General features: G+C 62.4%; 24 protein-coding genes. 1 reads left to right on the forward strand and 23 read right to left on the reverse strand.

From position 1 onward, the window contains the following. Positions 1 to 71: 71 nt before the first annotated feature. The 10 genes from pnp to rimP form a co-directional block, all read right to left on the reverse strand. Positions 72 to 2219: a polyribonucleotide nucleotidyltransferase gene (gene pnp / locus NKJ23_RS12320; RefSeq protein WP_292654001.1), complete on the reverse strand. Its 2148-nt coding sequence runs from the start codon at positions 2217 to 2219 to the stop codon at positions 72 to 74. A 418-nt stretch (positions 2220 to 2637) separates the two neighbouring features. Beyond that, positions 2638 to 2949 (reverse strand): 30S ribosomal protein S15, encoded by a 312-nt coding sequence (gene rpsO, locus NKJ23_RS12325; protein WP_280940423.1) that lies wholly within the window; start codon positions 2947 to 2949, stop codon positions 2638 to 2640. A 140-nt stretch (positions 2950 to 3089) separates the two neighbouring features. Beyond that, the gene (corA, locus tag NKJ23_RS12330; RefSeq protein WP_352680483.1) at positions 3090 to 4184 is read right to left on the reverse strand and encodes a magnesium/cobalt transporter CorA; all 1095 of its coding nucleotides are present in this window, start codon (positions 4182 to 4184) and stop codon (positions 3090 to 3092) included. A 145-nt stretch (positions 4185 to 4329) separates the two neighbouring features. Next, positions 4330 to 5283, reverse strand: coding sequence for a tRNA pseudouridine(55) synthase TruB (gene truB, locus NKJ23_RS12335; protein ID WP_023676905.1), 954 nt, complete (start codon positions 5281 to 5283; stop codon positions 4330 to 4332). Further along, positions 5283 to 5708 (reverse strand): 30S ribosome-binding factor RbfA, encoded by a 426-nt coding sequence (rbfA, locus tag NKJ23_RS12340; RefSeq protein WP_352613883.1) that lies wholly within the window; start codon positions 5706 to 5708, stop codon positions 5283 to 5285. The genes truB and rbfA overlap by 1 nt, the downstream gene beginning before the upstream one ends. A gap of 104 nt (positions 5709 to 5812) precedes the next feature. Then, positions 5813 to 6385, reverse strand: coding sequence for a hypothetical protein (locus tag NKJ23_RS12345; RefSeq protein WP_352680484.1), 573 nt, complete (start codon positions 6383 to 6385; stop codon positions 5813 to 5815). Positions 6386 to 6401: 16 nt separating this feature from the next. Then, positions 6402 to 8969, reverse strand: a complete 2568-nt coding sequence (gene infB, locus NKJ23_RS12350) for a translation initiation factor IF-2 (protein WP_352680485.1) — start codon at positions 8967 to 8969, stop codon at positions 6402 to 6404. Then, positions 8966 to 9616, reverse strand: coding sequence for an RNA-binding protein (locus tag NKJ23_RS12355; protein ID WP_352680486.1), 651 nt, complete (start codon positions 9614 to 9616; stop codon positions 8966 to 8968). The genes infB and NKJ23_RS12355 overlap by 4 nt, the downstream gene beginning before the upstream one ends. 38 nt (positions 9617 to 9654) lie before the next feature. After that, positions 9655 to 11250: a transcription termination factor NusA gene (gene nusA, locus NKJ23_RS12360; protein ID WP_352680487.1), complete on the reverse strand. Its 1596-nt coding sequence runs from the start codon at positions 11248 to 11250 to the stop codon at positions 9655 to 9657. Between the two features lie 47 nt (positions 11251 to 11297). Next, positions 11298 to 11930, reverse strand: a complete 633-nt coding sequence (gene rimP / locus NKJ23_RS12365) for a ribosome maturation factor RimP (RefSeq protein ID WP_352680488.1) — start codon at positions 11928 to 11930, stop codon at positions 11298 to 11300. Positions 11931 to 12211: 281 nt separating this feature from the next. On the opposite strand from rimP, the gene NKJ23_RS12370 reads away from it, so the two are divergent. Next, on the forward strand, positions 12212 to 12376 hold the full coding sequence (locus NKJ23_RS12370) for a hypothetical protein (protein ID WP_352448601.1): 165 nt from the start codon (positions 12212 to 12214) through the stop codon (positions 12374 to 12376). Positions 12377 to 12436: 60 nt separating this feature from the next. Here NKJ23_RS12370 and trmB read toward each other — a convergent pair whose 3' ends face one another. The 13 genes from trmB to NKJ23_RS12435 form a co-directional block, all read right to left on the reverse strand. Next, a complete protein-coding gene (gene trmB, locus NKJ23_RS12375; protein WP_352614602.1) occupies positions 12437 to 13138 on the reverse strand; it encodes a tRNA (guanine(46)-N(7))-methyltransferase TrmB in 702 nt (233 codons plus the stop codon). Between the two features lie 11 nt (positions 13139 to 13149). Continuing rightward, entirely contained in the window at positions 13150 to 14439 is a 1290-nt protein-coding gene (metK, locus tag NKJ23_RS12380; RefSeq protein ID WP_023676896.1) for a methionine adenosyltransferase, read from the reverse strand. A gap of 330 nt (positions 14440 to 14769) precedes the next feature. Beyond that, the gene (locus tag NKJ23_RS12385; RefSeq protein ID WP_352680489.1) at positions 14770 to 15189 is read right to left on the reverse strand and encodes a helix-turn-helix domain-containing protein; all 420 of its coding nucleotides are present in this window, start codon (positions 15187 to 15189) and stop codon (positions 14770 to 14772) included. A gap of 137 nt (positions 15190 to 15326) precedes the next feature. Next, entirely contained in the window at positions 15327 to 16913 is a 1587-nt protein-coding gene (lnt, locus tag NKJ23_RS12390) for an apolipoprotein N-acyltransferase (protein WP_352680490.1), read from the reverse strand. 93 nt (positions 16914 to 17006) lie between these two features. Further along, positions 17007 to 17477 (reverse strand): VOC family protein, encoded by a 471-nt coding sequence (locus NKJ23_RS12395; protein ID WP_352680491.1) that lies wholly within the window; start codon positions 17475 to 17477, stop codon positions 17007 to 17009. Between the two features lie 17 nt (positions 17478 to 17494). Next, positions 17495 to 18568 (reverse strand): hemolysin family protein, encoded by a 1074-nt coding sequence (locus NKJ23_RS12400; RefSeq protein WP_352448597.1) that lies wholly within the window; start codon positions 18566 to 18568, stop codon positions 17495 to 17497. Positions 18569 to 18596: 28 nt separating this feature from the next. Continuing rightward, positions 18597 to 19094 carry an rRNA maturation RNase YbeY gene (ybeY, locus tag NKJ23_RS12405; RefSeq protein ID WP_352680492.1) on the reverse strand — a complete coding sequence of 166 codons (498 nt, stop codon included), beginning with the start codon at positions 19092 to 19094 and terminating at the stop codon, positions 18597 to 18599. Between the two features lie 17 nt (positions 19095 to 19111). Further along, a complete protein-coding gene (locus NKJ23_RS12410; protein WP_352455111.1) occupies positions 19112 to 20161 on the reverse strand; it encodes a PhoH family protein in 1050 nt (349 codons plus the stop codon). Positions 20162 to 20187: 26 nt separating this feature from the next. Then, a complete protein-coding gene (gene miaB, locus NKJ23_RS12415) occupies positions 20188 to 21597 on the reverse strand; it encodes a tRNA (N6-isopentenyl adenosine(37)-C2)-methylthiotransferase MiaB (protein ID WP_352680493.1) in 1410 nt (469 codons plus the stop codon). A 63-nt stretch (positions 21598 to 21660) separates the two neighbouring features. Further along, positions 21661 to 22461: a lyso-ornithine lipid O-acyltransferase gene (gene olsA, locus NKJ23_RS12420; protein ID WP_352680494.1), complete on the reverse strand. Its 801-nt coding sequence runs from the start codon at positions 22459 to 22461 to the stop codon at positions 21661 to 21663. A gap of 21 nt (positions 22462 to 22482) precedes the next feature. Next, positions 22483 to 22977 carry a ribosomal protein S18-alanine N-acetyltransferase gene (gene rimI, locus NKJ23_RS12425; RefSeq protein ID WP_352680495.1) on the reverse strand — a complete coding sequence of 165 codons (495 nt, stop codon included), beginning with the start codon at positions 22975 to 22977 and terminating at the stop codon, positions 22483 to 22485. Further along, positions 22977 to 23729, reverse strand: coding sequence for a tRNA (adenosine(37)-N6)-threonylcarbamoyltransferase complex dimerization subunit type 1 TsaB (tsaB, locus tag NKJ23_RS12430; RefSeq protein WP_352680496.1), 753 nt, complete (start codon positions 23727 to 23729; stop codon positions 22977 to 22979). Before tsaB ends, rimI begins: the two co-directional genes overlap by 1 nt. Before the next feature lie 158 nt (positions 23730 to 23887). Further along, a complete protein-coding gene (locus NKJ23_RS12435; RefSeq protein WP_352680497.1) occupies positions 23888 to 24994 on the reverse strand; it encodes a DUF1513 domain-containing protein in 1107 nt (368 codons plus the stop codon).

A 24994-nucleotide genomic window follows, 5' to 3' on the forward strand; every position in this document is an offset into this window, starting at 1 on the left:
AAGGCTGTTGTTGAAACGCAAACGGGCGCGACCTTCCGGCGCGCCCGCTTCGATTGCATAGTTAGATCAGCTTAGGCGGCGTTTTCTTCGCCTTCGCTCTTCTTGTCGCGCACGATTTCCTTGCCGGTGGCCTGGTCGACGACCTTCATCGACAGGCGGACCTTGCCGCGCTCGTCGAAGCCCATCAGCTTGACCCAGACCTTGTCGCCTTCCTTGACCACATCGGAGGTCTTGGCGACGCGGTCATTGGCGAGTTGCGATATGTGGACGAGGCCGTCACGCGGACCGAAGAAATTGACGAAAGCGCCGAAGTCGGCGGTCTTGACGACCGTGCCTTCGTAGATTTCACCGACTTCCGGCTCGGCGACGATGGTGTGTATCCACTTCTTCGCCGCCTCGATCTCCTTGGCATTGGCCGAGGCGATCTTGACGGTGCCGTCGTCCTCGATGTTGATCTTGGCGCCGGTCTTTTCGACGATCTCGCGGATGACCTTGCCGCCCGAGCCGATCACGTCGCGGATCTTGTCGGTCGGGATGTGCATGACCTCGATGCGCGGCGCGAACTCGCCGAGCTCTGCACGTGCGCCGGACAGCGCGTGGGCCATTTCGCCGAGAATGTGCTGACGGCCATCCTTGGCCTGGTCGAGGGCGATCTTCATGATCTCCTCGGTGATGCCCTCGATCTTGATGTCCATCTGCAGCGAGGTGATGCCGTAGGCGGTGCCGGCAACCTTGAAGTCCATGTCGCCGAGGTGGTCCTCGTCGCCAAGGATGTCGGAGAGCACGGCGAAGCGCTCGCCTTCCTTGATCAGGCCCATCGCAATGCCGGCGACCGGCTTGGCAAGCGGCACGCCGGCATCCATCAGAGCCAGCGAGGTGCCGCAGACGGTAGCCATTGACGACGAGCCGTTGGACTCGGTGATCTCCGAAACGACGCGCAACGTATAGGGGAACTGGTCGGCGGTCGGAAGCATCGGCCGGATGGCGCGCCAGGCGAGCTTGCCATGGCCGATTTCGCGGCGGCCCGGCGAACCCATGCGGCCGGTTTCACCGACCGAATAGGGAGGGAAGTTGTAGTGCAGGAGGAACTTCTCCTTGTACATGCCGGTCAACGAATCGACATACTGCTCGTCCTCGCCGGTGCCGAGCGTGGCGACAACCAGTGCCTGGGTCTCGCCGCGAGTGAACAGCGCCGAGCCGTGCGTGCGCGGCAGGACGCCGACTTCCGAGACGATCTTGCGGACCGTCTTCAGGTCGCGGCCGTCGATGCGCGAACCGGTGTCGAGGATGTTCCAGCGCACGACCTTGGCCTGGAGCTCCTTGAACACGGTGCCGATCTGTTCGGACGTGTATTTGGCCTCTTCGCCTTCTGCCGGCGCGAACGCGGCCTTGACCTTCGCCTTGACGGCGTCGACGGCGGCATAGCGCTTCTGCTTGTCGGTGATCTTGTAGGCGTCGCGAAGCTCGCCTTCGACGATCTTGAGCATCTCGGCTTCAAGTGCGGAATAGTCCGGCGCGGTGAAGTCGCGCGGGTCCTTGGCCGCGACTTCAGCCAGCTTGATGATCGCGTCGATCACCGGCTGGAAGCCCCTGTGGCCGAACATGACGGCGCCAAGCATAAGGTCCTCGCCGAGTTCCTTGGCTTCGGACTCGACCATCAGCACGGCGTCGGCGGTGCCGGCGACGACCAGGTCGAGCTTCGATTCCTGCATCTCGTCGACATGCGGGTTGAGCACATATTCGCCGTTGATGTAGCCGACGCGGGCGCCGCCAACCGGGCCCATGAACGGCACGCCGGACAAGGTCAGGGCGGCGGAGGTGGCGACGATCGACAGGATGTCCGGGTCATTTTCGAGATCGTGCTGGACGACGGTGACGACGATCTGGGTGTCGTTCTTGTAGCCTTCGGCGAAGAGCGGGCGGATCGGGCGGTCGATCAGGCGGGAAACCAGCGTTTCCTTCTCGCTCGGACGGCCTTCCCGCTTGAAATAGCCACCCGGGATCTTGCCGGCGGCGTAAGTCTTTTCCTGGTAGTTGACCGTCAGCGGAAAGAAGTCGAGGCCGGGCTTCGGCTCTTTCATCGAGACGACGGTGGCGAGAACCTTGGTTTCGCCATAGGTGGCCAGCACCGCGCCGTCAGCCTGACGTGCGATCTTGCCGGTTTCGAGAATGAGCGGACGGCCGCCCCATTCGATTTCCACTTTGTGGTAATTGAACATGTCTTGTCCTTCATATGCGGAAAGGGCCGCGCCGTTTCAGCGTGCGCGGATGCCCCTTTCCCTTGGCTTCCTTTCTCGGGCAGCCACGGGCAAGACAACGGGAGGCTCGGTTTATTCGGCGCGGTGCCGCACGAGCGTCCTGCAATCCTGCCCCATGACCGTCCATGGGCGGTTTCGAGCGGCCCTCTGCTGTTTCGAAACCGGGTTGGCCAATCGATCCGAGTGGCCTTGCGCGTGAACCCGAAAACCAGGTTTTCGGAAAATATCCTGCGCAAATCTAAACTTCAGAGCGTCCTTTGCGCACCCAAACCGATGCGCGGCGCTCTAGTTCCTTCCTACTTCCTTCATGGAGCCTTGGATGACCCGATGCTCCAATGCGCGACCGGCGGGCTCTCGAAAGAACCCGCCGGTCAATTCGTCAACGGCGCAGACCGAGCTTCTCGATCAGCGTCTGATAGCGCGCGTCGTCCTTGCGCTTGAGATAATCAAGCAGGCTGCGGCGCTGGGAAACGAGAGCGAGCAGACCACGGCGGGAATGGTTATCCTTCTTGTGGTCCTTGAAATGGTCGGTCAGGTTCTTGATGCGCTCCGAAAGGATGGCCACCTGGACTTCCGGAGACCCGGTATCGCCTTTGGCGGTAGCGAATTCGCCCATCAATTCCTTCTTGCGTTCGGCAGTAATCGACATCGTGTTTTTCCTTGTCTGTTTGAGGAAACGGGACGCCCTCAGCCGGGATGTCGTCCAGCAGGGGCCGGTGCAAGCAACGCGTCAAAGCGCGAGGCTGCGGCGCATATAGTGCAATTCCGACAAAAAGGCCAGCCTAATTCACAAGCCGGCTTTTTGCTGCATAAACGGGCACTTCCGCCTAGTCAGAGCCATTTCTTCCATTTGAAGTACGCAAAGAGCCCGACCGCAACAAGCGCCATGAAGACGAGCGACAGGGGATAGCCGTAATAGGCCTTCAGCTCCGGCATGTTCCAGGGCGAGGTGTCGGGGTCGAAATTCATGCCCCATACGCCGACGAGAAAGGTAAGCGGCATGAAGATCACCGAGACGATCGTCAGATAGCTGATGACGTCGTTGGTGCGCGCCTGGCTGAGCGACAAGTGCATCTCGATCAGGCCGGTCAGCATGTCGCGCTGGGTTTCGACCAGTTCGATCAATCGCAGCGAATGATCGAGCGTGTCGTTCAGAAATATCTTGGTTTCGGCCTTCACATAAGAGACGTCATTGCGGATCATGGTCGCCAGCGCGTCGCGCATCGGCCAAAGCACGCCCTTCAGCACATTGGCATCGCGCCGCAATTCGTGAAGCTGCCGCATCTGATGCTTGTGCGCCTGGTTCAGCATCTGGTCCTCAATGCTGTCGACCAATTCGCCGGCAGCCTCGATTGGCGGGAAATAGCTGTCGACGATGGCGTCGATCAAAGCATAGGCGAGATAGTCGGCGCCGCGCGAGCGCAAGCGGTTGGGCACCGAGCTTGCGATCCGCTTGCGCACGGGATCGAACGGGTCGCCTTCGCGTTCCTGGAAGGTGACGACGAAGTTCCTGCCGAAGAAGACGGCGATCTGTTCGTAGCGATGCGCGGTGACATCGTCGATCATCCTGACGACGACAAAGGCATGGTCCTCGAAGAAATCCACCTTCGGCCGCTGGCCGGTGTTGACGACATCTTCCAGCGCCAACGGATGCAGGTTGAAGATCCGGCCGATCTCCTCGATCAGCTGGATGTTGGCGAGGCCTGTGCAATCGAGCCAGATAACCGGCCAATTGTGGCAATGGGTGTTGACGTCGTCGATGCTGGCATTGTCGATGGTCTTGAACTTTTCGGGCGAGATCAATGTCAGCCTGAGCTCGGAACGGCGTGCCGCCGGGTCGGCGATCAGCGTGCCGGGCGAGGCCCCGACCGGCGGCCGCCGTGTTTTGAGCGCCGCTCGTTTGTTGACCGTGTCAGCCTTTGCCATGTGCCCCCTCGAGTGCAGCGTCGAACGGCACTACAGCGCAGCGCATCCTTTCGGACGGCAAACGACGCCGTAGGCCTGTTGATTTAGCGCATGATCCTTTCCCAAAATAGAATCCGGTTGGAGATCATGCGCCGAGAGACAGCTGTTACCCGATAAAGACCCGCTTTGGCTTGAACATGCCTTGCTCGATGGCGCCGATGGCGACCAGCTTGCCGCGCGCGGTGGCGCAGGCCTCCTCCGCTTCTACCGGCGCGTCACGGCCGCGAATGATGACCGGATTGCCGAGGCGGATTTTGGTTGCCGCATCATCGCTGATCGCGACCTGCGGCAGGCATTCGAGCGCGGCGGCGGTGTCGACCAGAAGTGCATCGATGGCACCGAAGTCGATCGGGGCGTCTGCTGCTTGCGGCTCGCCCTGCTCGCCGAAGCGGGCGGCTTCCAGCTCGGCCAGGGTAACGAAATCTTCCTGCGTGAACGGCTCGACCTCGACCCGCCGCAGCTCGGCGATGTGACCAAAGCAGCCAAGGTCGCGGCCCATGTCGCGCGCCAGCGAGCGGACGTAGGTGCCCTTGCCGCATTCGACCTCGAAGATGGTGCGATCGGCCATGTGCTCGACCAGATCGAGCCGGCCGATCTCGACCTCGCGTGCCGGAATGTCGATCGTCTCGCCATCGCGGGCAAGGTCGTAGGCGCGCTCGCCGGCGATCTTGATCGCCGAAAATTGCGGCGGCGTCTGCATGATGACGCCGGTATATTTCGAAAGCAGCGCCCGTACGTCGGCTTCCGCCGGACGGCGGTCCGAGCTTTTGGTCGCCGGGCCTTCGAGGTCGTCGGTCGAACGCTCCTCGCCCCAGGCAACCGTGAAGCGGTAGACCTTGGCGCCGTCCTGGACGTATGGCACGGTCTTGGTCGCTTCGCCGAGCGCGATCGGCAGCATGCCGGACGCCAGCGGGTCGAGCGTGCCGGCATGGCCGGCCTTTTCCGCCTGGAACAGCCATTTGATCTTGGAGACGGCTTCAGTCGAGCCCATGCCGACCGGCTTGTCCAGTACCAGCCAGCCCGAGATCGGCCGGCCCTTCTTCTTGCCGCGACGCGCCACTATTCGCTGTCCTTCCGGTCGTCTTTGTCTTTGTCGTCGGCGCTGAGATCGCGCGCCACTTCGGGCGAGTGCAGCAACTCGTTTATCTTCTGGAAATTGTCGTAGCTGGTGTCGAGCCGGAAGCGGAATTCCGGCATGTACTTCATCTGGCGCAGCGCGCCGGAGACTCGGCCGCGCACGAACTTCGCATGCTTGTTGAGCGCCTCGATCACCGCCCCGGCATCCTTGGCGCCGAGCGGCGAAACGAAGGCGGTGGCGATCTTGAGATCGGGCGACATGCGCACTTCCGAGACCGAAACCACCGTGTTCTCGATCAGCGGATCGAGGATCTCGCCGCGCTGCAAGGTTTCCGACAGAGCATGGCGCACCTGCTCGCCGACGCGCAGCATGCGCTGGGATGGGCCAGCCGTTGATGGTCTAGGCATGAAAATTCTTCCTTCGCGCGGGTTCGAACCGCCTCAAGCCGCCCACTTAGCGCTGTTGAACTGGCTTGGCTACCCTTGGGAACCTGCGTTAATTGGTCCTCATTCTATGACCGAGCGTCAGCTACCCAGATTTTTATTTTCGCAAGCGCATCGGCGGTAACGACATCTCTCGGGACAAAAACGAAACGGGTGCCGTCGTCAATAACGAAGAATAAATAATCGTTGCTGAGATGCATCCGTTCTATCTTTCGATTCTTTATCGAGCTCTCGTCCAAAAACTGGATAATATACCCGTCGAAAATCTTAACCGATTCAGCGATATTGCCAAGCTTCTTATTATGTGCCTTCCTTTTTAAAGGAACCAAAAAACTACGAGCTATTATTATATATATTGTCCCCATAGCAATTGGGGCCAGAACGTAAATTGTCTCACTGGAAACCACGCCCTTTGCAAGGTACTCCAGCAGAGCGACGGCCAACGCAGATGTCCAGATAATCAAAAGAATTGCGGCTATCAAAATCAGCCAAGCAAGCCCTGTAAGAATCCAACGCCTGGATCGACCATACCTCAGATCGGAAAACGAACGCGCAGCACGTTTAAGCTGCGTATCATTTGTCTGGAAGGTATACTCCCATAGAGGGAACATACCTTCCAAATTTGGAACGTCCTGGCCCATATCGGTGCCAAGCGCTTTATAGTGTCCTGGTCACCATCTCGACGCGGAAGCACTCGATGACGTCACCGACGCGCATGTCCTCGTAGTTCTGGAAGGCCATGCCGCATTCCTGGCCGCCCGGAACTTCCGAAACCTCGTCCTTGAAGCGCTTCAGGGTCTTCAGCGTGCCTTCGTGGATGACGACGTTGTCGCGGATCAGGCGCACGCCCGCACCACGCTCGACCTTGCCTTCGGTGACACGGCAGCCGGCGATCTTGCCGACCTTGGTGATGTCGAAGATCTCGAGGATCTCGGCATTGCCGATGAAGGTCTCGCGACGCTCCGGCGAGAGCAGGCCGGAGAGCGCCGCCTTCACGTCATCCACGAGATTGTAGATGATGGAGTAGTAGCGGATCTCGATGCCTGCCGCGGCCGCTGCCGCACGCGCCTGCACATTGGCGCGAACGTTGAAGCCGATGATCGCGGCCCCCGAGGTCTCCGCCAGCGACACGTCGCTTTCGGTGATACCGCCGGCTCCCGCATGGACGATGCGGGCACGCACCTCGTCGGTGCCGAGATTGTCCAGCGCGGCGTTGATCGCCTCGATCGAACCCTGCACGTCGCCCTTGATAACCAGCGGGAATTCTTTCAGTCCGCTGGTCTGCAACTGCGACATCATCTGCTCCAGCGAACCGCGCTGGCCGGCATGCCTGGCCACCGCCTTCTCGCGTGCCAGACGCTGGCGGTATTCGGTGATCTCGCGGGCGCGGGCCTCGTTGTTGACCACGGCGAAGCGGTCGCCGGCCAGTGGCGTGCCTTGCAGACCGAGGACTTCCACCGGCATTGCCGGCGGCGCTTCCTTGACCTGCTCGCCGCGATCATTGACGAGCGCGCGTACCCGGCCCCATTCGTTGCCGGCGACGAGAATGTCGCCCGGCATCAACGTGCCGGTCTGCACCAGCACGGTAGCGACTGGGCCGCGGCCCTTGTCGAGCTGGGCTTCGATGACCACGCCTTCGGCGGTGCGGTCCGGATTGGCCTTCAGGTCGAGGATTTCGGCCTGCAGCAGGATCGCTTCGAGCAACTTGTCGAGATTGATGCCCTTGGTCGCCGACACCTCGACATCCAGCACCTCACCGCCCATGGATTCGACGAACACCTCGTGGCGCAGCAGTTCCGAACGCACCTTCTGCGGGTCGGCGTCATGCTTGTCGATCTTGTTGATCGCCACAATGATCGGAACGCCGGCCGCCTTGGCGTGATTGATCGATTCGATCGTCTGAGGCATGACGCTGTCGTCAGCTGCCACCACGAGGATGGCGATATCGGTCGCCTGGGCACCGCGGGCACGCATCGCCGTGAAGGCGGCGTGGCCGGGCGTGTCGATGAAGGTAACCTTGTGACCGTTCTTCTCGACCTGATAGGCGCCGATATGCTGGGTAATGCCGCCGGCCTCGCCGGAGACGACGTTGGCATTGCGGATGGCATCGAGCAACGAGGTCTTGCCGTGATCGACATGACCCATGATCGTTACCACCGGCGGACGCGGCTGCAGGTCCTCGGGACGATCGGCGATGTTGAACAAGCCCTCTTCGATGTCGGACTCGGCGACGCGGCGGACCGTGTGGCCAAATTCGGTGGCGACGAGTTCGGCCGTGTCGGCGTCGATGACGTCACCAGGCTTCAGGATCTGGCCCTGCTTCATGAAGAACTTGACCACGTCGACAGCGCGCTCGGACATGCGCTGCGCCAGCTCCTGGATGGTGATGGTTTCGGGCAGGATCACTTCACGCATGACTTTCTCGCGTGGCTCGTTATGCAACGCGCGCTTGAATTTCTCCTGACGGCGGCGCATCGACGAGAGCGAGCGGGCGCGCGCATCCTCGTCGGAAAGCGCCGAATTCAGCGTCAGCTTGCCGCGGCGGCGGTCTTCCTCGCCCTTGGTCGGTTTGGCCGGACGCGCCACTTCCGGCGTGACCAGACGGCGCACTGGTGCGCCGGCACCGGCCCGCTTCGGTTTGACCTCTTCCTCGTCATCGACTGTTGCCAGTTCGGCGGCGAGCGGCGCACGGCGGCGCGCCTCTTCCTCGGCACGGCGGCGGGATTCGGCCTCGGCTTGCAGCCGTGCCTCTTCCTCGGCCTGACGGCGAGCCGATTCCTCGCGCTCGCGGCGGCGGCGCTCTTCGTCCTCGCTGCGGCGCTTGGCTTCCTCGATGGCGCGCTGGCGATCCTCGACATCACGGACCTTCGAGCCCTCGAGAGCCCGGCGGCGTGCTTCCATTTCCTGGCGCGACAACTCGTTCAGCACCATGCCGCCGCGTTCGACCGGCGGCGGAGGGGGAGGCGCCTTGGGAGCTTCCTGCACGGCGGGCGCTGCCGCGACCGGCTTCGGCGTGAAGACGGACACAGGCGCTGCCGCCGGCTCCGGCTTGTCGCCGGGCAGCGAGAACTTGCGCTTCTTGGTCTCGACGACCACCGACTTGGTGCGGCCGTGTGAGAAGTTCTGGCGCACCGTGCCCTGTTCCATACCGGGGCGCTTCAGCGTCAAGGTCTTCTTCGGCGTAACACTCAGCGTCTTGTCGTCGCCCGATTTCGTATCGCTCATTCCATATCCTCTGCGGCATCATCTTCGTCAGCAACGGCCGCAAGCATTGCCAGATCGTCCGGGGAACCGCCCCGATATCGGTCGAGCGCAACCATGCGCTTCTGGACCGCCCTGCCCGCGTCTCCCGCGAGAACGGCAGCATGTATCACATTTGTACCCCCCAATGCCAAGCTCAACTCGGCCTCGGAGAAAAGTTTGTAAGCGCGGATCGCAGGCCCGCCGAGGTGGACGGTTGCCCGTCGCGCCTGGCTTATCTTGCGGACGCCATCGTCGGAAGCCTCGGTCGCGTGGAGCACGAAAAGTGCAAGTCCGCCGCGCACGGCGCTCTCGACCTTGGTCGCTCCGAGTGCTATGGCGCCCGCCTTGCGGGCCAGGCCAAGCATGCCCAGAGCGGACCTGGAAAGCAGCGCGTCGACCATGCCGCCAAGATCGGCCGACACGCTCACCTGCGCCTTAAAAGCACGGGCAAACAGGTTTTTGGCCGCTGCCTTTTCTATATGTAGGCGGTCGGCCGTAACCCAGCAACCGCGGCCGGGCAGGTTTCTCTTGATGTCCGGAACGACGGCCGAATCCGGGCCGACGACGAAACGGATCAGTTCATCCGGTTCGGCTTGCCTGCGGGTGACGATGCAGGTGCGATCGTTCATCTCGTCCAAGGGCGGGTTCGGTGCGATGCGGTTTCACCTCACGCACCGACGGTTTCGTCAGCCGGCACGCCCTCGGCGGCAAGCTCGTCTTCGGTGATCCAGCCAGCCTTCAGGCGAGCGGCCAGGACCATCTGCTCGGCATCGGCGCGTGATACGCCGTGGTTGGCGAGCACACCCGGGAATACCTTCGTCTCGCCGTCCTTGCGTTCCTTCCAACCGGTCAGGTCGTCGGCGGCGTAGCCGGCGAAATCCTCGATCGTCTTCACGCCGTCCTCGCCGAGCGTCACCATCATGGCGGTGGTGATGCCGGGAATCTCGCGCAGCTCGTCGTTGACGCCGAGCGCCTTGCGCTTCTCGTCATGCTCGGCTTCGATCTTCTCCAGATATTCGCGGGCGCGGGTCTGGATTTCCGAAGCCGTGTCCTCGTCGAAGCCGTCGATCGACGCGATTTCGCCGGAATCGACATACGCGACCTCCTCGACGCTGGTGAAGCCTTCGGAAGCGAGCACCTGGCCGACCATCTCGTCGACGTCGAGGGCTTCCATGAACAGCGACGACCGTTCGACGAATTCCTTCTGGCGGCGTTCGCTCTCTTCCTGCTCGGTCAGGATGTCGATATCCCAGCCGGTGAGCTGCGAGGCAAGACGGACGTTCTGGCCGCGGCGGCCGATGGCCAGCGACAGCTGATCGTCGGGAACGACGACCTCGATGCGCTCGGCATCCTCGTCGAGCACGACCTTGGCGACTTCCGCCGGCTGCAATGCATTGACAATGAAGGACGCCGCCGAAGGCGACCACGGAATGATGTCGATCTTCTCGCCCTGCAATTCACCGACGACCGCCTGGACGCGGCTGCCGCGCATACCGACGCAGGCACCGACCGGATCGATGGAGCTGTCGCGCGAGATGACAGCGATCTTGGCGCGCGAACCCGGATCGCGGGCGACCGACTTGATCTCGATGATGCCGTCGTAGATTTCCGGCACTTCCATGGTGAACAGCTTCGCCATGAACTGCGGATGGGTGCGCGACAGGAAGATCTGCGGGCCGCGCTGTTCGCGGCGCACGTCATAGACATAGGCACGGACGCGATCGCCATACTTGTAGTTTTCGCGCGGAATCAGCTCGTCGCGGCGGATGATCGCTTCGCCGCGGCCGAGATCGACGATGACGTTGCCGTATTCGACGCGCTTGACGGTACCGTTGACGATCTCGCCGATACGGTCCTTGTATTCGTCATATTGCCGGTCGCGCTCGGCCTCGCGCACCTTCTGCACGATGACCTGCTTGGCGGACTGGGCGGCGATGCGGCCAAAATCCATCGGCGGTAGCTGTTCGGCAATGAAATCGCCGAGCTGGGCGTCCGGATTGCGCTCGCGCGCCGAGGAAATGGCAATCTGCGTCGCGTAGTCATCGACCTTCTCGACCACTTCCATCAGCCGCTGCAGCTTCATCTCGCCGGTGTTGGCATTGATGTCGGCGCGGATATTGGTTTCCTGGCCGTAGCGCGAGCGCGCGGCCTTCTGGATCGCATCGGCCATGGCGGCGATGACGATCGACTTGTCGATCGACTTTTCACGCGCGACCGCATCGGCGATCTGCAGCAGTTCAAGCCTGTTGGCGCTTACAACCATCTTCTTTCTCCCGAGCTTGTTGCCGACCTTTACGGCCGGCAGCCCAATCACATTTCCTGTTCGGTTTCGTCTTCCGCACCCTCTGGTGCGTCTTCGGGTTCGCCGCGGCGTTTCCTGGCTTCCTTGCGCGCCCGATTGTCCTTCGACAGCGCATCGCGGATAAGGTCGTCGGTCAGAATCAGCCGCGCTTCGGCAATCGCATCGTAGGGAACACGTACCGTCGGCTCCTCGCCGTAAGCGGCCTTGTCACGCTCGATCAGCACACCGTCCGCGTCGCTTTCGGCGATCTTGCCCTTGAAGCGCTTACGGTCGGCGACGAGAACCGACGTTTCCATCTTCACCAGATGGCCGGTCCAGGCTGCAAAGTCCGATTTGCGGACCAGCGGCCGGTCGATGCCCGGCGACGACACTTCGAGATGATAAGCCTTCTCGATCGGATCATCGACATCGAGCGCCGGCGACACCGCCCGGCTGACCTCTTCACAATCCTCGACCGTCATCGTGCCGTCCTCGCGCTCGGCCATGATCTGCAGCGTCAGCCCGTTCTGGCCCGACAGGTGCACACGTACCAAGCGGAAGCCAACGGCGCGCAGTACCGGCTGAACGATCAGCGCGATGCGCGCATCGATGCCGCTTTCGCGGATGATGCGGTCGTCGCCTTCGCTTGCCGTCACTGTCATTCGGTCCTGTCACTCGATTTCTGTTGGTCGGCAGGTAATAAAAAAGAGCGGGACCGGGTGGACCCACTCTTCGTCATAGCGACCAAGAATTTGAAGCTGATATAGACGATCGTGGTCCTCGTTTCAAGCCCGTCCTGCATGACGGCAAGGCTCCGAGTCCGCAGCGCTGCGCCAAATGCATGGCGCCCATGCAGTGATCCCCCTTTGAGCACCGGCCACGCACGACTATCTATGTTGCATTGCACAATTGGAGCGCTCACTGCGCTCAAAAGGGTACCATCATGAACAATCGTGGATTTTTTTCAGCCATAGGCGATGTCTTTAGCGTGTTCGGCAGCGCCGTAGCCGCGTCGCGGGCTGTGGAAAGCGGTCGCAAGCCGCGTGCGCATGATCTGCGCAATCTCGGCATGGAGCCGGCAGCCTTCGACAAGATCCGTCGCTTCTGAGCCAAGTGAGCGCCGAGAGCCTTCGGCCCGCTCGCCTTGTGCTCAGCTCTAATTTCCCGCTTATTTCCGCACGAAGGTGAGATAGGCGGGCCGTCGGCCTTCGCGAATGGCCTTGGCCTCATAGCGCGTCCCCGGCCAGCCATCATAGGGCCGGTGCCAGTCGGCTGCTTCGCTTGCCTGCCACGTGAAGGCGTCGTGCGCCCGGCAATGCAGGAGCGTCCAGTTCACATAGCTATCGATATCGGACGCAAAGTGGAACTTTCCGCCGTGCTTCAGGACGCGCGCGAAGCGGTCGAGATTGACCGGGCTGACGAAGCGCCGCTTCCAGTGCTTCTTCTTCGGCCACGGATCCGGATAGAGAAGATCAATGCCGTCAAGCGAAGCCTGCGGCAGCCAGTCCAGCAGACGTGTGGCGTCGTCGTCATAGACGCGCAGATTGGCAAGCGGCCGCTCCCGGACCGCCATCATCATCTTGGCCATGCCGTTGACGAAAGGCTCGACGCCGATAAAGCCGGTCGCCTGGCTGGCCGTAGCACGGTGCAGAAGATGTTCGCCGCCGCCAAAACCGATTTCGAGCTGGACAGCCGAAACTTCGGCTTCGAAAAGGCTGCGCAAGTCGGCCGGCGGTTCAACCGTCAGATCGAGCCTGTAGGCGGCGAAGCCGCTCTCCAGCGCCGCTGCCTGTTGTGGTCGAATGGTCTTGCCGCGCCGGCGACCGAAAAAGGCCTCGGTCGCACGGCTTGGCCGGTCCTTCGGATCCATAGGCGCCGCGGTTAGGCGGCGACTGCTTCGGCGACCGGTTCGGCGAGAGCGTCCTTGAGCGCCTTGGCGAGATCGGTCTTCTCCCAGGAGAAGGATCCGTCGCGGCCGGCCTTGCGGCCAAAATGGCCGTAGGACGACGTCTTGGCATAGATCGGCTTGTTGAGATCGAGGTGGCGGCGGATGCCGGAAGGCGACAGGTCCATCACGGCGCGCAGTGCACGCTCGAGTTTTGCCTCGTCGACCTTGCCGGTGCCGTGCAGGTCGACGTAGATCGACAGCGGCTGGGCGACACCGATCGCATAGGAAAGCTGGATGGTGCAGCGATCGGCGAGCTTTGCGGCAACCACGTTCTTGGCGAGATAACGCGCCGCATAGGCCGCCGAGCGGTCGACCTTGGTGGTGTCCTTGCCAGAAAAAGCGCCGCCGCCATGAGGCGCAGCCCCACCATAAGTGTCGACGATGATCTTGCGGCCGGTCAGGCCGGCGTCGCCATCAGGCCCGCCGATGACGAACTTGCCGGTCGGATTGATGTACCAGTTGCAATTGTCGGCAATCTTCAGGTCGCCCAGTGCTTCGCGAATATAGGGCTCGACGACGTTGCGCACCTTCTTCGAATCCCACGTCTCATCGAGATGCTGGGTCGACAGCACGATCTGCGTCACTTCCGCCGCTTTGCCGTCGACATAGCGGACGGTGACCTGGCTCTTGGCATCCGGCCCGAGCCTGCCGGCATCACCGCTGCCTTCATGGCGCGCAGCCGCCAGCAATTCGAGGATCTTGTGGCTGTAATAGATCGGCGCCGGCATCAGGTCCGGGGTTTCGCGGCAGGCATAGCCAAACATGATGCCCTGGTCGCCGGCTCCCTCCTCGCCTTGCCGGTCGGAGGCGTTGTCGACGCCTTGGCCGATATCCGGCGACTGGCCGTGCAGCAGGACCTCGATCTTGGCTGTCTTCCAGTGGAAGCCGGCCTGCTCGTAGCCGATTTCGCGGATCGCCTTGCGAGCGACCGACTTGAACTTGGCCGGGTTGACAATCGGATGGCCGGCCGCATCTTTCAGGACGTTGCCCTCCTTATCCTTCTTGAGCAGCGTCTCGGGGACGCGCACCTCGCCGGCGATGACAACGCGATTGGTCGTCGCAAGCGTCTCGCAGGCAACGCGGACCTTCCACGGGTCCATGCCGGTCTTTCTGGCTTCGCGATAGACGAGATCGACAATCTCGTCGGAGATGCGGTCGCAGACCTTGTCGGGATGGCCCTCGGCAACGGATTCCGAGGTGAAGAAGTAATTGTGCCGCGTCACGGGTGTCCCCTCTTGAAAAAAATATCGGCAGGCCGCCGATTTTGGCGCGCCAGTTGTTAACGGTGCCGGGCGTCGCTCGTCAAGCCATGCAGCCGTTCTGGCATGAATTTTGACGTTATTATCTTTGCATCCCGAGATGGCGGCAGGGCGCACTGCGATCAGCCCTTGCACCAACAGACTGAGGAAAACGGCTTCGAGGAAGCGTGTCGAGCGAAATCGATCTGCGCTTCAGCGCATCTGCGGAATGAAAATCCCTCAATGGCGCAGCCGCGAGAAATTGCATGCCCAGCTACGACGACCCCTTCCTTGTTGAACTCTTCACGGGCCAGTTCAATCGACTTCGTCGGTGGAAAGCGACTTCACCAGCTCGATGATCTTGCGGCGCACTTTCACGTCGGCGATCTTGACGAAGGCGCGATTCAGCTGGAGGCCTTCCGGGCTGCCGCAGAATTCGACGGCGGAGGTCATCGAAGCATCCTCGGCAAATCCACGGTTGCCCACGTGCTCCTGACCGGGCGCATCCTCGAAAAAGAAGGCGACGGGGACGCCGAGTATGGAGGCGATTGCCTGCAAACGGCTGGCGCCGACGCGATTGGTGCCCTTTTCGTACTTTTGGATCTGCTGGAACGTTATGCCCAGGTTTTCACCCAGTTTTTCCTGGCTCATTCCCAGCATATTGCGGCGAAGCCGGATGCGGCTTCCGACGTGGATGTCGATCGGATTCGGCTTTTTCTTGTTTTCTTCTGTCATTTTTTCCTCGCCGAATTTTTCCGGCTTTTTCTATTTTGCTGCCCAAACGACGCCGCGGCCCGTGCCCCAACAGAACGACCTTATCGACTTCGAAAATTTTCAGGCGCTTACAGTATGAGTTTCTAATGTGTCGGCTGTCAATTCGCCCGTAGCCTTTGCCTTACGTTCAAAATGCATGCCGCAACGGCAAGCAAAAACATGATCAGCATTCCGTTAATGCGTCGTTGGCCGGAGGAAACGATGGCTTGGTCGGAGATCGGCACACGCACATCGATCGCGCCGCGTGCATCGATTGCCAGCGCGTCGACGATGCGACCGCGCGGGTCGACAACGGCCGAAATGCCGTTATTAGCCGCGCGCAACAGGGGCACCCCATTCTCCACCGCCCGGATCTGCGCCTGCCTGAAGTGCTGGTACGGCCCCGGCGTGTCGCCGAACCAGGCGTCATTGGTGACGTTCACAATAAGCTCGGCTGACGTTGCGTCAACTGCGACCAGATCGGGAAAGATGACCTCATAGCAAATAAACGGCAGCGCCCGGATACCGCCGGGCAGCGCGATCGGATGCCGCTCATTGCCCGCCGCGAAGGTCATTGGACCGGCAACAAGCTGCTCAAGCCCGAAGCGGCCGAGCAGATCGGCGAAAGGCAGGTATTCGCCGAAGGGTACCAGGTGGACCTTGTCGACGGCATCGATGATTTCGCCTCTTTCGTCGATCGCCACCACAGAGTTGTAGTAACGGCTGCCGGCCACCGAGCCGCCTTCCTCGCGAACGACGCCGGCGACCAGCATCTGGCCATCGCCAAGCATCTCTCCGATCGCAGGCAGGGCATCCGGACGTTCGGTGAACAGAAACGGCACGGACGTCTCCGGCCACAGGATCAATTGCGGCCTGTCATGGCCGGGTTCCGGCGCCTTGGCCGAAAGCCCCATCATGGTGGCGAAGATACGGTCACGCACCGAGGTATCCCATTTTTCCGTAAGGTCGACGGCAGGCTGCACGATACGGACGTCAAGACTGCGGGCGGCCGGCTTTTCGGGGGCGGCGAGCCGGATATAGCCGAAGCCGGCATGGGCGGCGACGAGAACGACAAGCAATGCCGCGCCGAGGCGGAGATGCCGGCGCGCCGCAAGCAGCGCCGGCAGCGCAAAGACGAAGACCGCAAGCGCGTCCATGCCGACCATGCCGGTCACCGATACGCTCTGCATCAGCAAAGGCACCGGCATCGCCGCATAGCCGACGGCATTCCAGGGAAAGCCGGTGAACAGGAAGCCGCGCAGCCATTCCGCCAAGGCAAAGCCGAAGGCAAGTGCCGCGATGCGGCCGATGTCATTGCTCCACAACAGCCGGGCGACCACGGCGGCGAAGCCATAGAAGAAGGCGAGCGCGAGGGGGATGCCGACCACCGCGAACGGCAAGGCCCAGGCGAAGCTGTCGGCCTCGACCAGAAGCGCCGAGCCGACCCACCAGAGACCGGCAAGAAAGTAGCCGAAACCGAACCACCAGCCGATGGCGAAAGCCGGCAGCAAGCGCCGCAGAAAACCGTCCGAGGCTTCGCCGGTCGCGCCGTCGAGTAGCCACACCAGCAGGGGAAACGAAACGAAACAGACGGCGAAGAAATCGTACGGCGCCTGGGCAAGAACCGCCAGCGCCCCGGCAAGAAACGCAACCAGCGCGCGCCGCCAGCCCCAAAGCAGAATTATCCGGCCGGCCTGGCGCTCCATCTATGCTTCCGAGTCGTGCGAATCAGGAAGCAAGATTTATCAGGCCGCGGGCTTGGCTCCAAACCGGATAAGAGCGAACAAGTCCGCTCATAGCTATCGATGCCAGCCTTCGATCTTCAGTCCGCCCAGCCGCTCAGCCTCTTCGCGTGGGACGGAGCGGACAGTCTGGGAAAAGGTCCAGACATGGCCTTCAGGATCGCGCGCCCTGTACTGCCGTTCACCGTAGAGCTGGTCGGCAGGCTCCTCGACGATCTCGGCTCCCGCCGCCCTTGCACGATCGCAGTGGGCATCTATCCCGTCCTTCAGGCGTACATAGACCGACTGCGTGTTCTTGCCTGCAACTGAAGCCGGGCTGGCTATATGGTCGGCCCATTCGGAATCGACGATGATATAGCCGTCGCCGAACCGCATCTCGGAATGGACGAGCCTGCCATTAGCATCGCTGACCACCATGCTCGGCTCGAAGCCGAAAGCCTTTTCAAGCCATGTCAATGCGGCCCGCGGATTCTGGTAGAAGACACCCGAGCCCAAGGTTGAGTGCTTGAACGGGTCCTCAACCGGCATCGGGCAAGCCGCGTCCTTCAAGCCTGCTCGGTGCGGACGGCGCGGCGGCGGCGCTCGCCCTTCAAGGTCTCGACGATGCGCACGCGCTTGACGCGGCGCGGATCGGCGTCGAGCACATGGAACTCGAAGCCGGGTATGGCCTGCACCACTTCGCCGCGCGCCGGCACCCGGCCAAGCGTGTTGAAGATCATGCCGCCGATCGTGTCGACATATTCACCGTGCTCGCCGGCGGCGAAATCCTCGCCGATCATCTTGGCGACATCGTCGATCTCGGCCTTGCCGTCGACGATGAAGACGCCTTCACCGGCCTGGGTGATCATCGGCTCGTCTTCGTCGTGCTCGTCCTCGATGTCGCCGACCACCATCTCGACGATATCCTCGAGCGAGACGAGACCGTCAGTGCCGCCATATTCGTCGATGACCAGCGCCATCTGGGTGCGCGTCGTCTGCATTCGCCCCATCAGGTCGGAGGCGAGCATCGACGGCGGCACGAACAGCACCGGTCGGATCAGGTTGAGATCGCCGATGGTGCGCGCCAGATCGACCTGGGCGAGATCGAGAACCGTCGCGACCGGAGTTTTCCTGGTCGTCCTGCCCTTTCTGACGCGGGCGACCTTGGTGATGTGCGCCAGCACGTCGCGGATATGAACCATGCCGCGCGGATCGTCGAGCGTCTCCGAATAGACCGGCATGCGGGAATGGCCGGACTGCTCGAACAGCCCCAGAAGATCACCCAGCTTGGTGGTGATCTCGACCGCCTCGATGTCGGCGCGCGGCACCATGACGTCCTCGACCCGCACTTCGCGCAGGCGCAGGATGTTGTTGAGCATGGCGCGTTCGCCGGGCGAGAAGGATTCTGCATCGCTCGCCGTTTCGGCAAGCGCACCGGCAATCTCCTCGCGCAGGCTGGTGCCGTTGCGGTGCCTGAAAAGCCCGAGCACGCGATCGAACAGGGAAGGACCGGCAGGCGATGCCTCGCTGGCGAAGCTGCCGGTCGTGGTACTCGGACTCGAGCCCTCTTCCGTCGTTTCGGAGGGCTTGATCACACTGCCGGCGTCGGAGCGGGCGGCAGTCTCTGGTTTGTCGTTCATCATCGTCCGGTCAATTGGTCTTTTGTAATTACGTGTAGGGATCGGGAATGGCAAGCCTCGCAAGTGCTGCGCGCTCTGTCGCTTCCATCAGTTCCGCTTCGGCATCCGTTTCGTGATCATAGCCCAGCAAATGCAGCAGGCCATGGATGACGAGATGGGAGATATGGTCCTCGATGGGCTTGTCTTCCAGTGCCGCCTCGCGCGCGACAGTCTCGGCGGCCAGCACGATGTCGCCGAGCATCGGCGGCAGAGGCCGGCCCCTGGCAAACGGAAAAGCCGGAAAAGACAGGACGTTGGTCGGCTTGTCCTTGCCGCGCCAGCCGGCATTGAGCGTACGGATATGGGCATCGTCGGAAAAGACTATGCTGAGCTCGGAACGGCCGTCCGCACCGGTTTCGGCAAAGGCGGCCGAGACGGCACCGTCGACAAGCCGCATCAGCGCTGCCTCGTCGGGCCAGTCGCCCGCCTCGATCGCGATATCGATTTCGACGGGAAGCGGTCCCCCCGCCTTTTGCTCCTCAGCCATGCGGCCGCATAATCATATCAGCTTTCGACACCCAGGCCCCTGGCCAGCTTGCCGTCGCGGTCATAGGCCTTGACGATCTCGGCGACCAGCGGATGCCTGACGACGTCGCCTTCGTTGAAGCGGACCGTCACCATGCCGGTGACGCCGTCGAGGATTCTCAGCGCCTCGACCAGGCCGGACTTGGTGTTTGGCGGCAGATCGATCTGGGTCGGATCACCGGTGACGATCATGCGCGAGTTCTCGCCGAGGCGGGTCAGGAACATCTTCATCTGCATCGGCGTAGTGTTCTGCGCCTCGTCGAGTATGACGGCAGCGTGCGCCAGCGTACGGCCGCGCATGAACGCCAGCGGCGCGATCTCGATGACCTCGGCGGCAATCGCCCGCTCGACCTTGTCGGCCGGCATCATGTCGTAGAGCGCGTCATAGAGCGGCCGCAGATACGGATCGACCTTCTCCTTCATATCGCCCGGCAGAAAGCCAAGCCGTTCGCCGGCCTCGACCGCGGGGCGCGACAGCACGATGCGTTCGACCATGCCGCGTTCGAGCAGCATTGCCGCATGCGCCACCGCCAGATAGGTCTTTCCGGTGCCGGCCGGGCCGATGCCGAAGACGAGTTCCGACCGCTCCAGCGCGCGCATGTAGGCGTCTTGGTTCAGCGAGCGGGCATAGATCGTCTTCTTGCGCGTCGATATCTGGGCGGCGGACATCTTGCCCTTGCGCTCCAGCGTCGGGAGCGTCAGCTGGTCGTCGCTGGCGATCGCCATGCGCACGGCGCCGTCGACATCGGACTGGCCGATGTCGGTGCCTTTCTGCAGAATGCCGTAAAGATTGTCCAAGGCGCGGCGTGCCTGCTCGGCGGCCGAGGAAGAGCCCTTGATGGTCAATTGATTGCCGCGCGAGCGGATATCGACGCCGAGCTTCTGCTCGAGTCGGGCCAGATTCTCGTCGAACTGGCCGTAAAGGGCGCTGGCAAGCTTGTTGTTGTCGAAAGTCAGTACGATGTGCGCGATATCCGAGGCCCCCGAGGGTAGGTTCTGGGGCAGGTTCTTCACTTCAGCAGCGCTCAACCGTCTCTCCTCATCTGCCGAGACCTTCAGGCCAATTCGGCGAACAGGCTGTTGTAGCCCGTCTTCGTGATTCGTACCTGGATAATGTCACCGATTTCGCCGGCCTTTTCATCAACAATAACCGGCTGCAGCCAAGGCGAGCGGCCAACCTTCTGGCCGGCCTGGCGGCCCGGCTTTTCGATCAGCGTGTCGATGGTCCTGCCGATCAGGCTGGTGCCGAAATCCTGCTGCTGTTTCAGCAGCAGCGCCTGCAGCCGCTGCAGGCGCTCGTCCTTGACGGCCTCCGGCACGTGATCGCTCATCTCGGCGCCCGGCGTGCCGGGGCGCGGCGAATATTTGAACGAAAAGGCCGAGGCATAGTTGACGTCTTCGACCAACTGCATCGTCGCCTCGAAATCCGCTTCCGTCTCACCGGGAAAGCCGACAATAAAATCGCCGGACAGTGCGATGTCGTTCCGTGCGGCACGGATGCGGTCGATCAACGTCAGATAGTCCTTGGCCATATGCCTGCGGTTCATCGCCTTGAGTATGCGGTCGGAGCCGGACTGCACCGGTAGATGTAGATAGGGCATCAGCGTCGGCAAATCACGATGGGCGGCGATCAATTCATCGTCCATGTCGCGCGGATGACTGGTTGTGTAGCGCAGCCGCGCTAGGCCTGGAATCTCGGCCAGCCTGAACAGCAGCCGGCCAAGGCCCCATTCCTCGCCGTTTTCGCCTCTTCCATGCCAGGCATTGACGTTCTGGCCGAGCAGCGTCACCTCGCGCACGCCGGCATCCGCCAGGCGCTCGGCCTCGGCGACGATCTGTGCCACCGGCCGCGAGACTTCCGAGCCGCGCGTATAGGGCACGACACAGAAGGTGCAGAACTTGTCGCAGCCTTCCTGAACGGTCAAGAACGCCGTCACGCCGCGCCTGATCAGTTCGGCGCGCTTCGGCTGCGGCAGATACTCGAACTTGTCCTCGACGGCATAGTCGGTCTCGACGATCTTTTCGCCGCCACGCGCCCTCGCCAGCACACCGGGCAGCCGGTGGTAGGTCTGCGGGCCGATGACCAGGTCGACGGCCGGCGAGCGGCGGATGATCTCGGCACCCTCGGCCTGCGCCACGCAGCCGGCGACGCCGACCAGCATTTCGCGCCCGGCCTTTGCACGCTCGGCCTTCAACTCACGGATGCGCCCAAGTTCGGAATAGACTTTTTCCGCCGCTTTCTCGCGGATGTGGCAGGTGTTGAGCAGCACCAGATCGGCCTCGCCGATAGCGTCTGTCGCGGCATAGCCGTCGGCCGCCAGCGCATCGGTCATGCGCTGCGAATCGTAAACGTTCATCTGGCAGCCATAGGTCTTGACGAAGACCTTTCTGGTCGCGGCAGGCGGAACGACCAGGTTTTCGGCGGCAGCGCCGATGTCGTCGCGTTCTATCGTGTTCAATTCCATTTCGCGGCTTCTAGCGCCTTTCCCCGACAAAAAACAGACGAATCTGGCCGGGACCTGCGCAGCCTACCGGCTCGGACGCGGTTCGGCGAGCGCCGCCTGCACCATCTCGCGCACCTGGCGTTCCATCTGCTTTGCTGTCTCCTTGCGGCTGGAGCCCTTGGAGAAAACAATCGCCTCGCCAAAATGCACCTCGACGTCGAGGGCGCCCTCGGCCATCAGCACCTTGAGGTGCGGCATCAGCTCCTCGTCGCCGATCCAGGCGGCAACCGGCCGATGCCGGCGGCCGAGCGGCACGCCATGCAGGCGCGTATAGACGATCGCCACCGGCTGGACGAAGACCTGTTCGGCCGCCCCTTCCGCAATCGCCATTGTAGCGGCGCCGAACAGCGTGCTCTTGAACGGCAGGATCATGTTGCCGTCGCCGGTCGAGCCTTCGGCAAACAGCACCATGGCGTCGCCCTTGGCCATGCGGCCGGCGATCTCGCTCGCCTGGTCGCCCGACGAACGCTTACGCTCACGTTCGATGAATACCGTGCGCTGCAGCTTCGACAGCATGCCGATCAACGGCCAGCCGGCCATATCGGCCCTGGCGATGAACGTCACGTCGACCATCGACCCCAGCACCATGATGTCGGTCCAGGAGATGTGGTTGGCAGCAATCAGCAATGGGCGCTGGCCGGACAGCGCTCCCTTGACATGGATGCGCAGCCCCAGCGTCCTGACAATCATCCTGTGCCAGATTTTCAGGATGAAGGTCTCGCGCCAGAGCCCGGTCCGCATCGACAATATCTGCAGCGGCACAAGCACCAGCGAGCCGACGACAACCAGCCCCAGCGCCAGGAAAATCCTGATTTTTCCGATCATCCGCACCACCCCGGCGTTTGGCTAGCGAAGATCGCGGCGCATGACAAGCGCGCCGGTCGGGCCGTGCTCCGGCGACTTGTAATAGTTGGCGCGCTTGCCGACCTCGCGGAAGCCGAACCGCCGGTAGAGCGCGATCGCGGCGACATTGGTCTCGTCGACCTCGAGGAAAAGCGCCTCGGCGCGCTGTGCGTGCAGTTCACGCAGCACCGCATCCATCAATTGCCAGCCGAGCCCCCGGCGCCGATGCGAGCGTGCCACCGCGACCGTCAGGATCTCCCCCTCGCCGGCCGCCAGCCGCGCCAGCACGAACCCGACCGGCGGCTTGGCACCCTGTCCGGTCTCGCGCGCGGCATAGCCGAACACCGTGTCCTGCTCGAGCAGTGCGGCGAATTCGTCGTCGGTCCACGGCCGCGCGAAATCCTCGCGATGCAGCACCGACATGGCCGCGCTGTCGGCAACCGCCAACGGCTCGAGCGCATAGTCCCTGCGGCGCGGCCGGAGGAAGGGAATGCGCATCAGGACTTGTTTCCGTTTGGACCATGATCTTTTCCCAAAACCGGTTTCCACTTTTTGGGATCATGGTCTTGCCTCGATAGAATAAAGCCTCCCTGAGGCTTTGCGTCGGCGCCGCGCAGATAGAGCGGTTTCGGTTTTTCGCTCTCGCCGTGTTTACCGGCACCTTGGGCCGCGGCCAGCCGGGCATAGACGGCGATGTCGGCGGTGGCCGCCGTCCCGCCGAGATCGAAGCTGCGCCCGGCCGCCGCGGCAATTTGGGTTGCCGCCGTGCCGGCGAGAACCGCAGATCTGTCGACCGCCTTGGCTGCGGCTTGCGAGAGTGTGGTCACAGCCGGACCATAGATCAGCACCGACCTCTCATCGTAAAGTGCCGCATGGATCTCCTCGCGACCTGCATCGAGCGCGGCGAGCGCGGCGCGACCGGGAAATGCCGCTCTCGCTTGCGCCGCCAGGGCCTCCAGAGTCGTCACGCCGATCGCCGGGATTTTCAGCGCCAGCGCAAGGCCGCGCGCCGCCGAGACGCCGACGCGCAGACCGGTGAAGGAGCCCGGACCCGTCGAAACGGCAATGGCGCCGAGGCCGGAATAGTCGGTTCTGCTGGTCCCCAACGCCTTTTCGATGACACCCATCAGATGCTCGGCATGACCCTTGCCAAGATCGAGCACCGAACGGCCGAGTTCTTTCCCGGCCGCCGCGTCGTAGACGCAGGCGGCGCAGAGATTGGCGGCACAGTCGATGGCAAGCAATTTCATGAAGCGGCCGGTTGAGACAGTTTCGAAAACAGCTTCCCTCTGCCCGCCAGGGCTGATCCCCGCAAGGGCATAATGGATAAATCGTCAGGCGACTTGGCTTCGGGCGGGTCCAAGAATGTAAGTTCCAACGCACGCAATCGCCACAATAGGTATCGGGACTAGCCGACCTGCTCGATACGCAGCACGTGATTATCCCAGACATAGTCCGGCTCGGAACGGGTCGCGCCACCGGCTTCGATGATTTCGCCGGCACCGGTCGTCGCCATGAAGCCTTTCCCATCGGGCGCCACGCCACAGACCTCGACCAGAGCCTTGGTAGCGACGACGCGGCTGCTGGCCGTATCGATCACGGCAAGCGAATTCCCCTCAGGCGAAGACACGGCGATGGTGCCGGCGGCAGGATTGGCGGCGACCGAGCCGATATAGTTCCTGAAGCCGGAGAGCACATCCTGCGACATATCGAGCAATTGCAAGTCCTTGCCGCGCGGCGCGCGGCCAACCAGCGGGGGACGATCGGTACCCGGCCCCCTGTATTGACAGCCGAACCAGACGGTGCCGGACCGGTCGGCATCCATATGGCGGATCGACAACTGGTGCAGCGCCGGCGGCAATTCGTGCTTTTCGGTGAGATCGCCGGTAAGGCGGTCGACCAGAACATAGGAAGGCTTCATCGTTGCGATGTTGATCTCGGCGCGGCCATAATCCGGATGCGTCTCGATGCCGCCATTAGCCACAGCGATCGTCCTGCCGTCGGAAAGCAGCAAAAGCTCGTGCGGGCCTGTGCCGTAGGTCGGAAACTCGCCGATGCGCTTGAATTTCGCATGCGCGTCATAGACGCCGACGACGCCGGCGGCATTGTCGAAATCGTTCTCGGTGGCGTAGAGCAGCGTACCGTCGGCCGAGAACACGCCGTGGCCGAAGAAATGCCGGCCGGCAACGCTGGCAACGGTCTGCGGTTCATCGCGGCCGATGTGGTCGAAGACGACAGCAAAAGTGCCCGGCTGCCTGGCAAACACCACCGAACGCTTCGACACCGGGTCGAAGGTAACGTCGTGGCCCCGATCGGGCAGATCGATCGTGTGCAACAACTTGCCGGCCTCGGACAGGATGGCGGCACCATAGCTGCCGTCGCGCTTGACGAAAGCGGTGGCGAAGACCGCGTCGGCGTCGAGCGTCTTTGCCCAGGCCGACGGCGCCATCGCCGCTACAAAACCAGCGCCTGCGGCCGTCAGGAAATCGCGCCGATCGATCAGCGGCGTCCTCAT

This window comes from Mesorhizobium sp. M0184 (assembly GCF_040322215.1).
In the GTDB taxonomy this organism is placed as follows: Bacteria; Pseudomonadota; Alphaproteobacteria; order Rhizobiales; family Rhizobiaceae; genus Mesorhizobium.

Bases quoted from the DNA above. Each gene is read 5' to 3' on its own strand.
- pnp (WP_292654001.1), bottom strand. From the start codon at position 2,219: ATGTTCAATTACCACAAAGTGGAAATCGAATGGGGCGGCCGTCCGCTC.
- corA (WP_352680483.1), bottom strand. From the start codon at position 4,184: ATGGCAAAGGCTGACACGGTCAACAAACGAGCGGCGCTCAAAACACGG.
- rbfA (WP_352613883.1), bottom strand. From the start codon at position 5,708: ATGCCTAGACCATCAACGGCTGGCCCATCCCAGCGCATGCTGCGCGTC.
- NKJ23_RS12345 (WP_352680484.1), bottom strand. From the start codon at position 6,385: ATGGGCCAGGACGTTCCAAATTTGGAAGGTATGTTCCCTCTATGGGAG.
- infB (WP_352680485.1), bottom strand. From the start codon at position 8,969: ATGAGCGATACGAAATCGGGCGACGACAAGACGCTGAGTGTTACGCCG.
- NKJ23_RS12355 (WP_352680486.1), bottom strand. From the start codon at position 9,616: ATGAACGATCGCACCTGCATCGTCACCCGCAGGCAAGCCGAACCGGAT.
- nusA (WP_352680487.1), bottom strand. From the start codon at position 11,250: ATGGTTGTAAGCGCCAACAGGCTTGAACTGCTGCAGATCGCCGATGCG.
- rimP (WP_352680488.1), bottom strand. From the start codon at position 11,930: ATGACAGTGACGGCAAGCGAAGGCGACGACCGCATCATCCGCGAAAGC.
- NKJ23_RS12370 (WP_352448601.1), top strand. From the start codon at position 12,212: ATGAACAATCGTGGATTTTTTTCAGCCATAGGCGATGTCTTTAGCGTG.
- trmB (WP_352614602.1), bottom strand. From the start codon at position 13,138: ATGGATCCGAAGGACCGGCCAAGCCGTGCGACCGAGGCCTTTTTCGGT.
- NKJ23_RS12385 (WP_352680489.1), bottom strand. From the start codon at position 15,189: ATGACAGAAGAAAACAAGAAAAAGCCGAATCCGATCGACATCCACGTC.
- lnt (WP_352680490.1), bottom strand. From the start codon at position 16,913: ATGGAGCGCCAGGCCGGCCGGATAATTCTGCTTTGGGGCTGGCGGCGC.
- NKJ23_RS12395 (WP_352680491.1), bottom strand. From the start codon at position 17,477: ATGCCGGTTGAGGACCCGTTCAAGCACTCAACCTTGGGCTCGGGTGTC.
- NKJ23_RS12400 (WP_352448597.1), bottom strand. From the start codon at position 18,568: ATGAACGACAAACCAGAGACTGCCGCCCGCTCCGACGCCGGCAGTGTG.
- ybeY (WP_352680492.1), bottom strand. From the start codon at position 19,094: ATGGCTGAGGAGCAAAAGGCGGGGGGACCGCTTCCCGTCGAAATCGAT.
- miaB (WP_352680493.1), bottom strand. From the start codon at position 21,597: ATGGAATTGAACACGATAGAACGCGACGACATCGGCGCTGCCGCCGAA.
- olsA (WP_352680494.1), bottom strand. From the start codon at position 22,461: ATGATCGGAAAAATCAGGATTTTCCTGGCGCTGGGGCTGGTTGTCGTC.
- rimI (WP_352680495.1), bottom strand. From the start codon at position 22,977: ATGCGCATTCCCTTCCTCCGGCCGCGCCGCAGGGACTATGCGCTCGAG.
- tsaB (WP_352680496.1), bottom strand. From the start codon at position 23,729: ATGAAATTGCTTGCCATCGACTGTGCCGCCAATCTCTGCGCCGCCTGC.
- NKJ23_RS12435 (WP_352680497.1), bottom strand. From the start codon at position 24,994: ATGAGGACGCCGCTGATCGATCGGCGCGATTTCCTGACGGCCGCAGGC.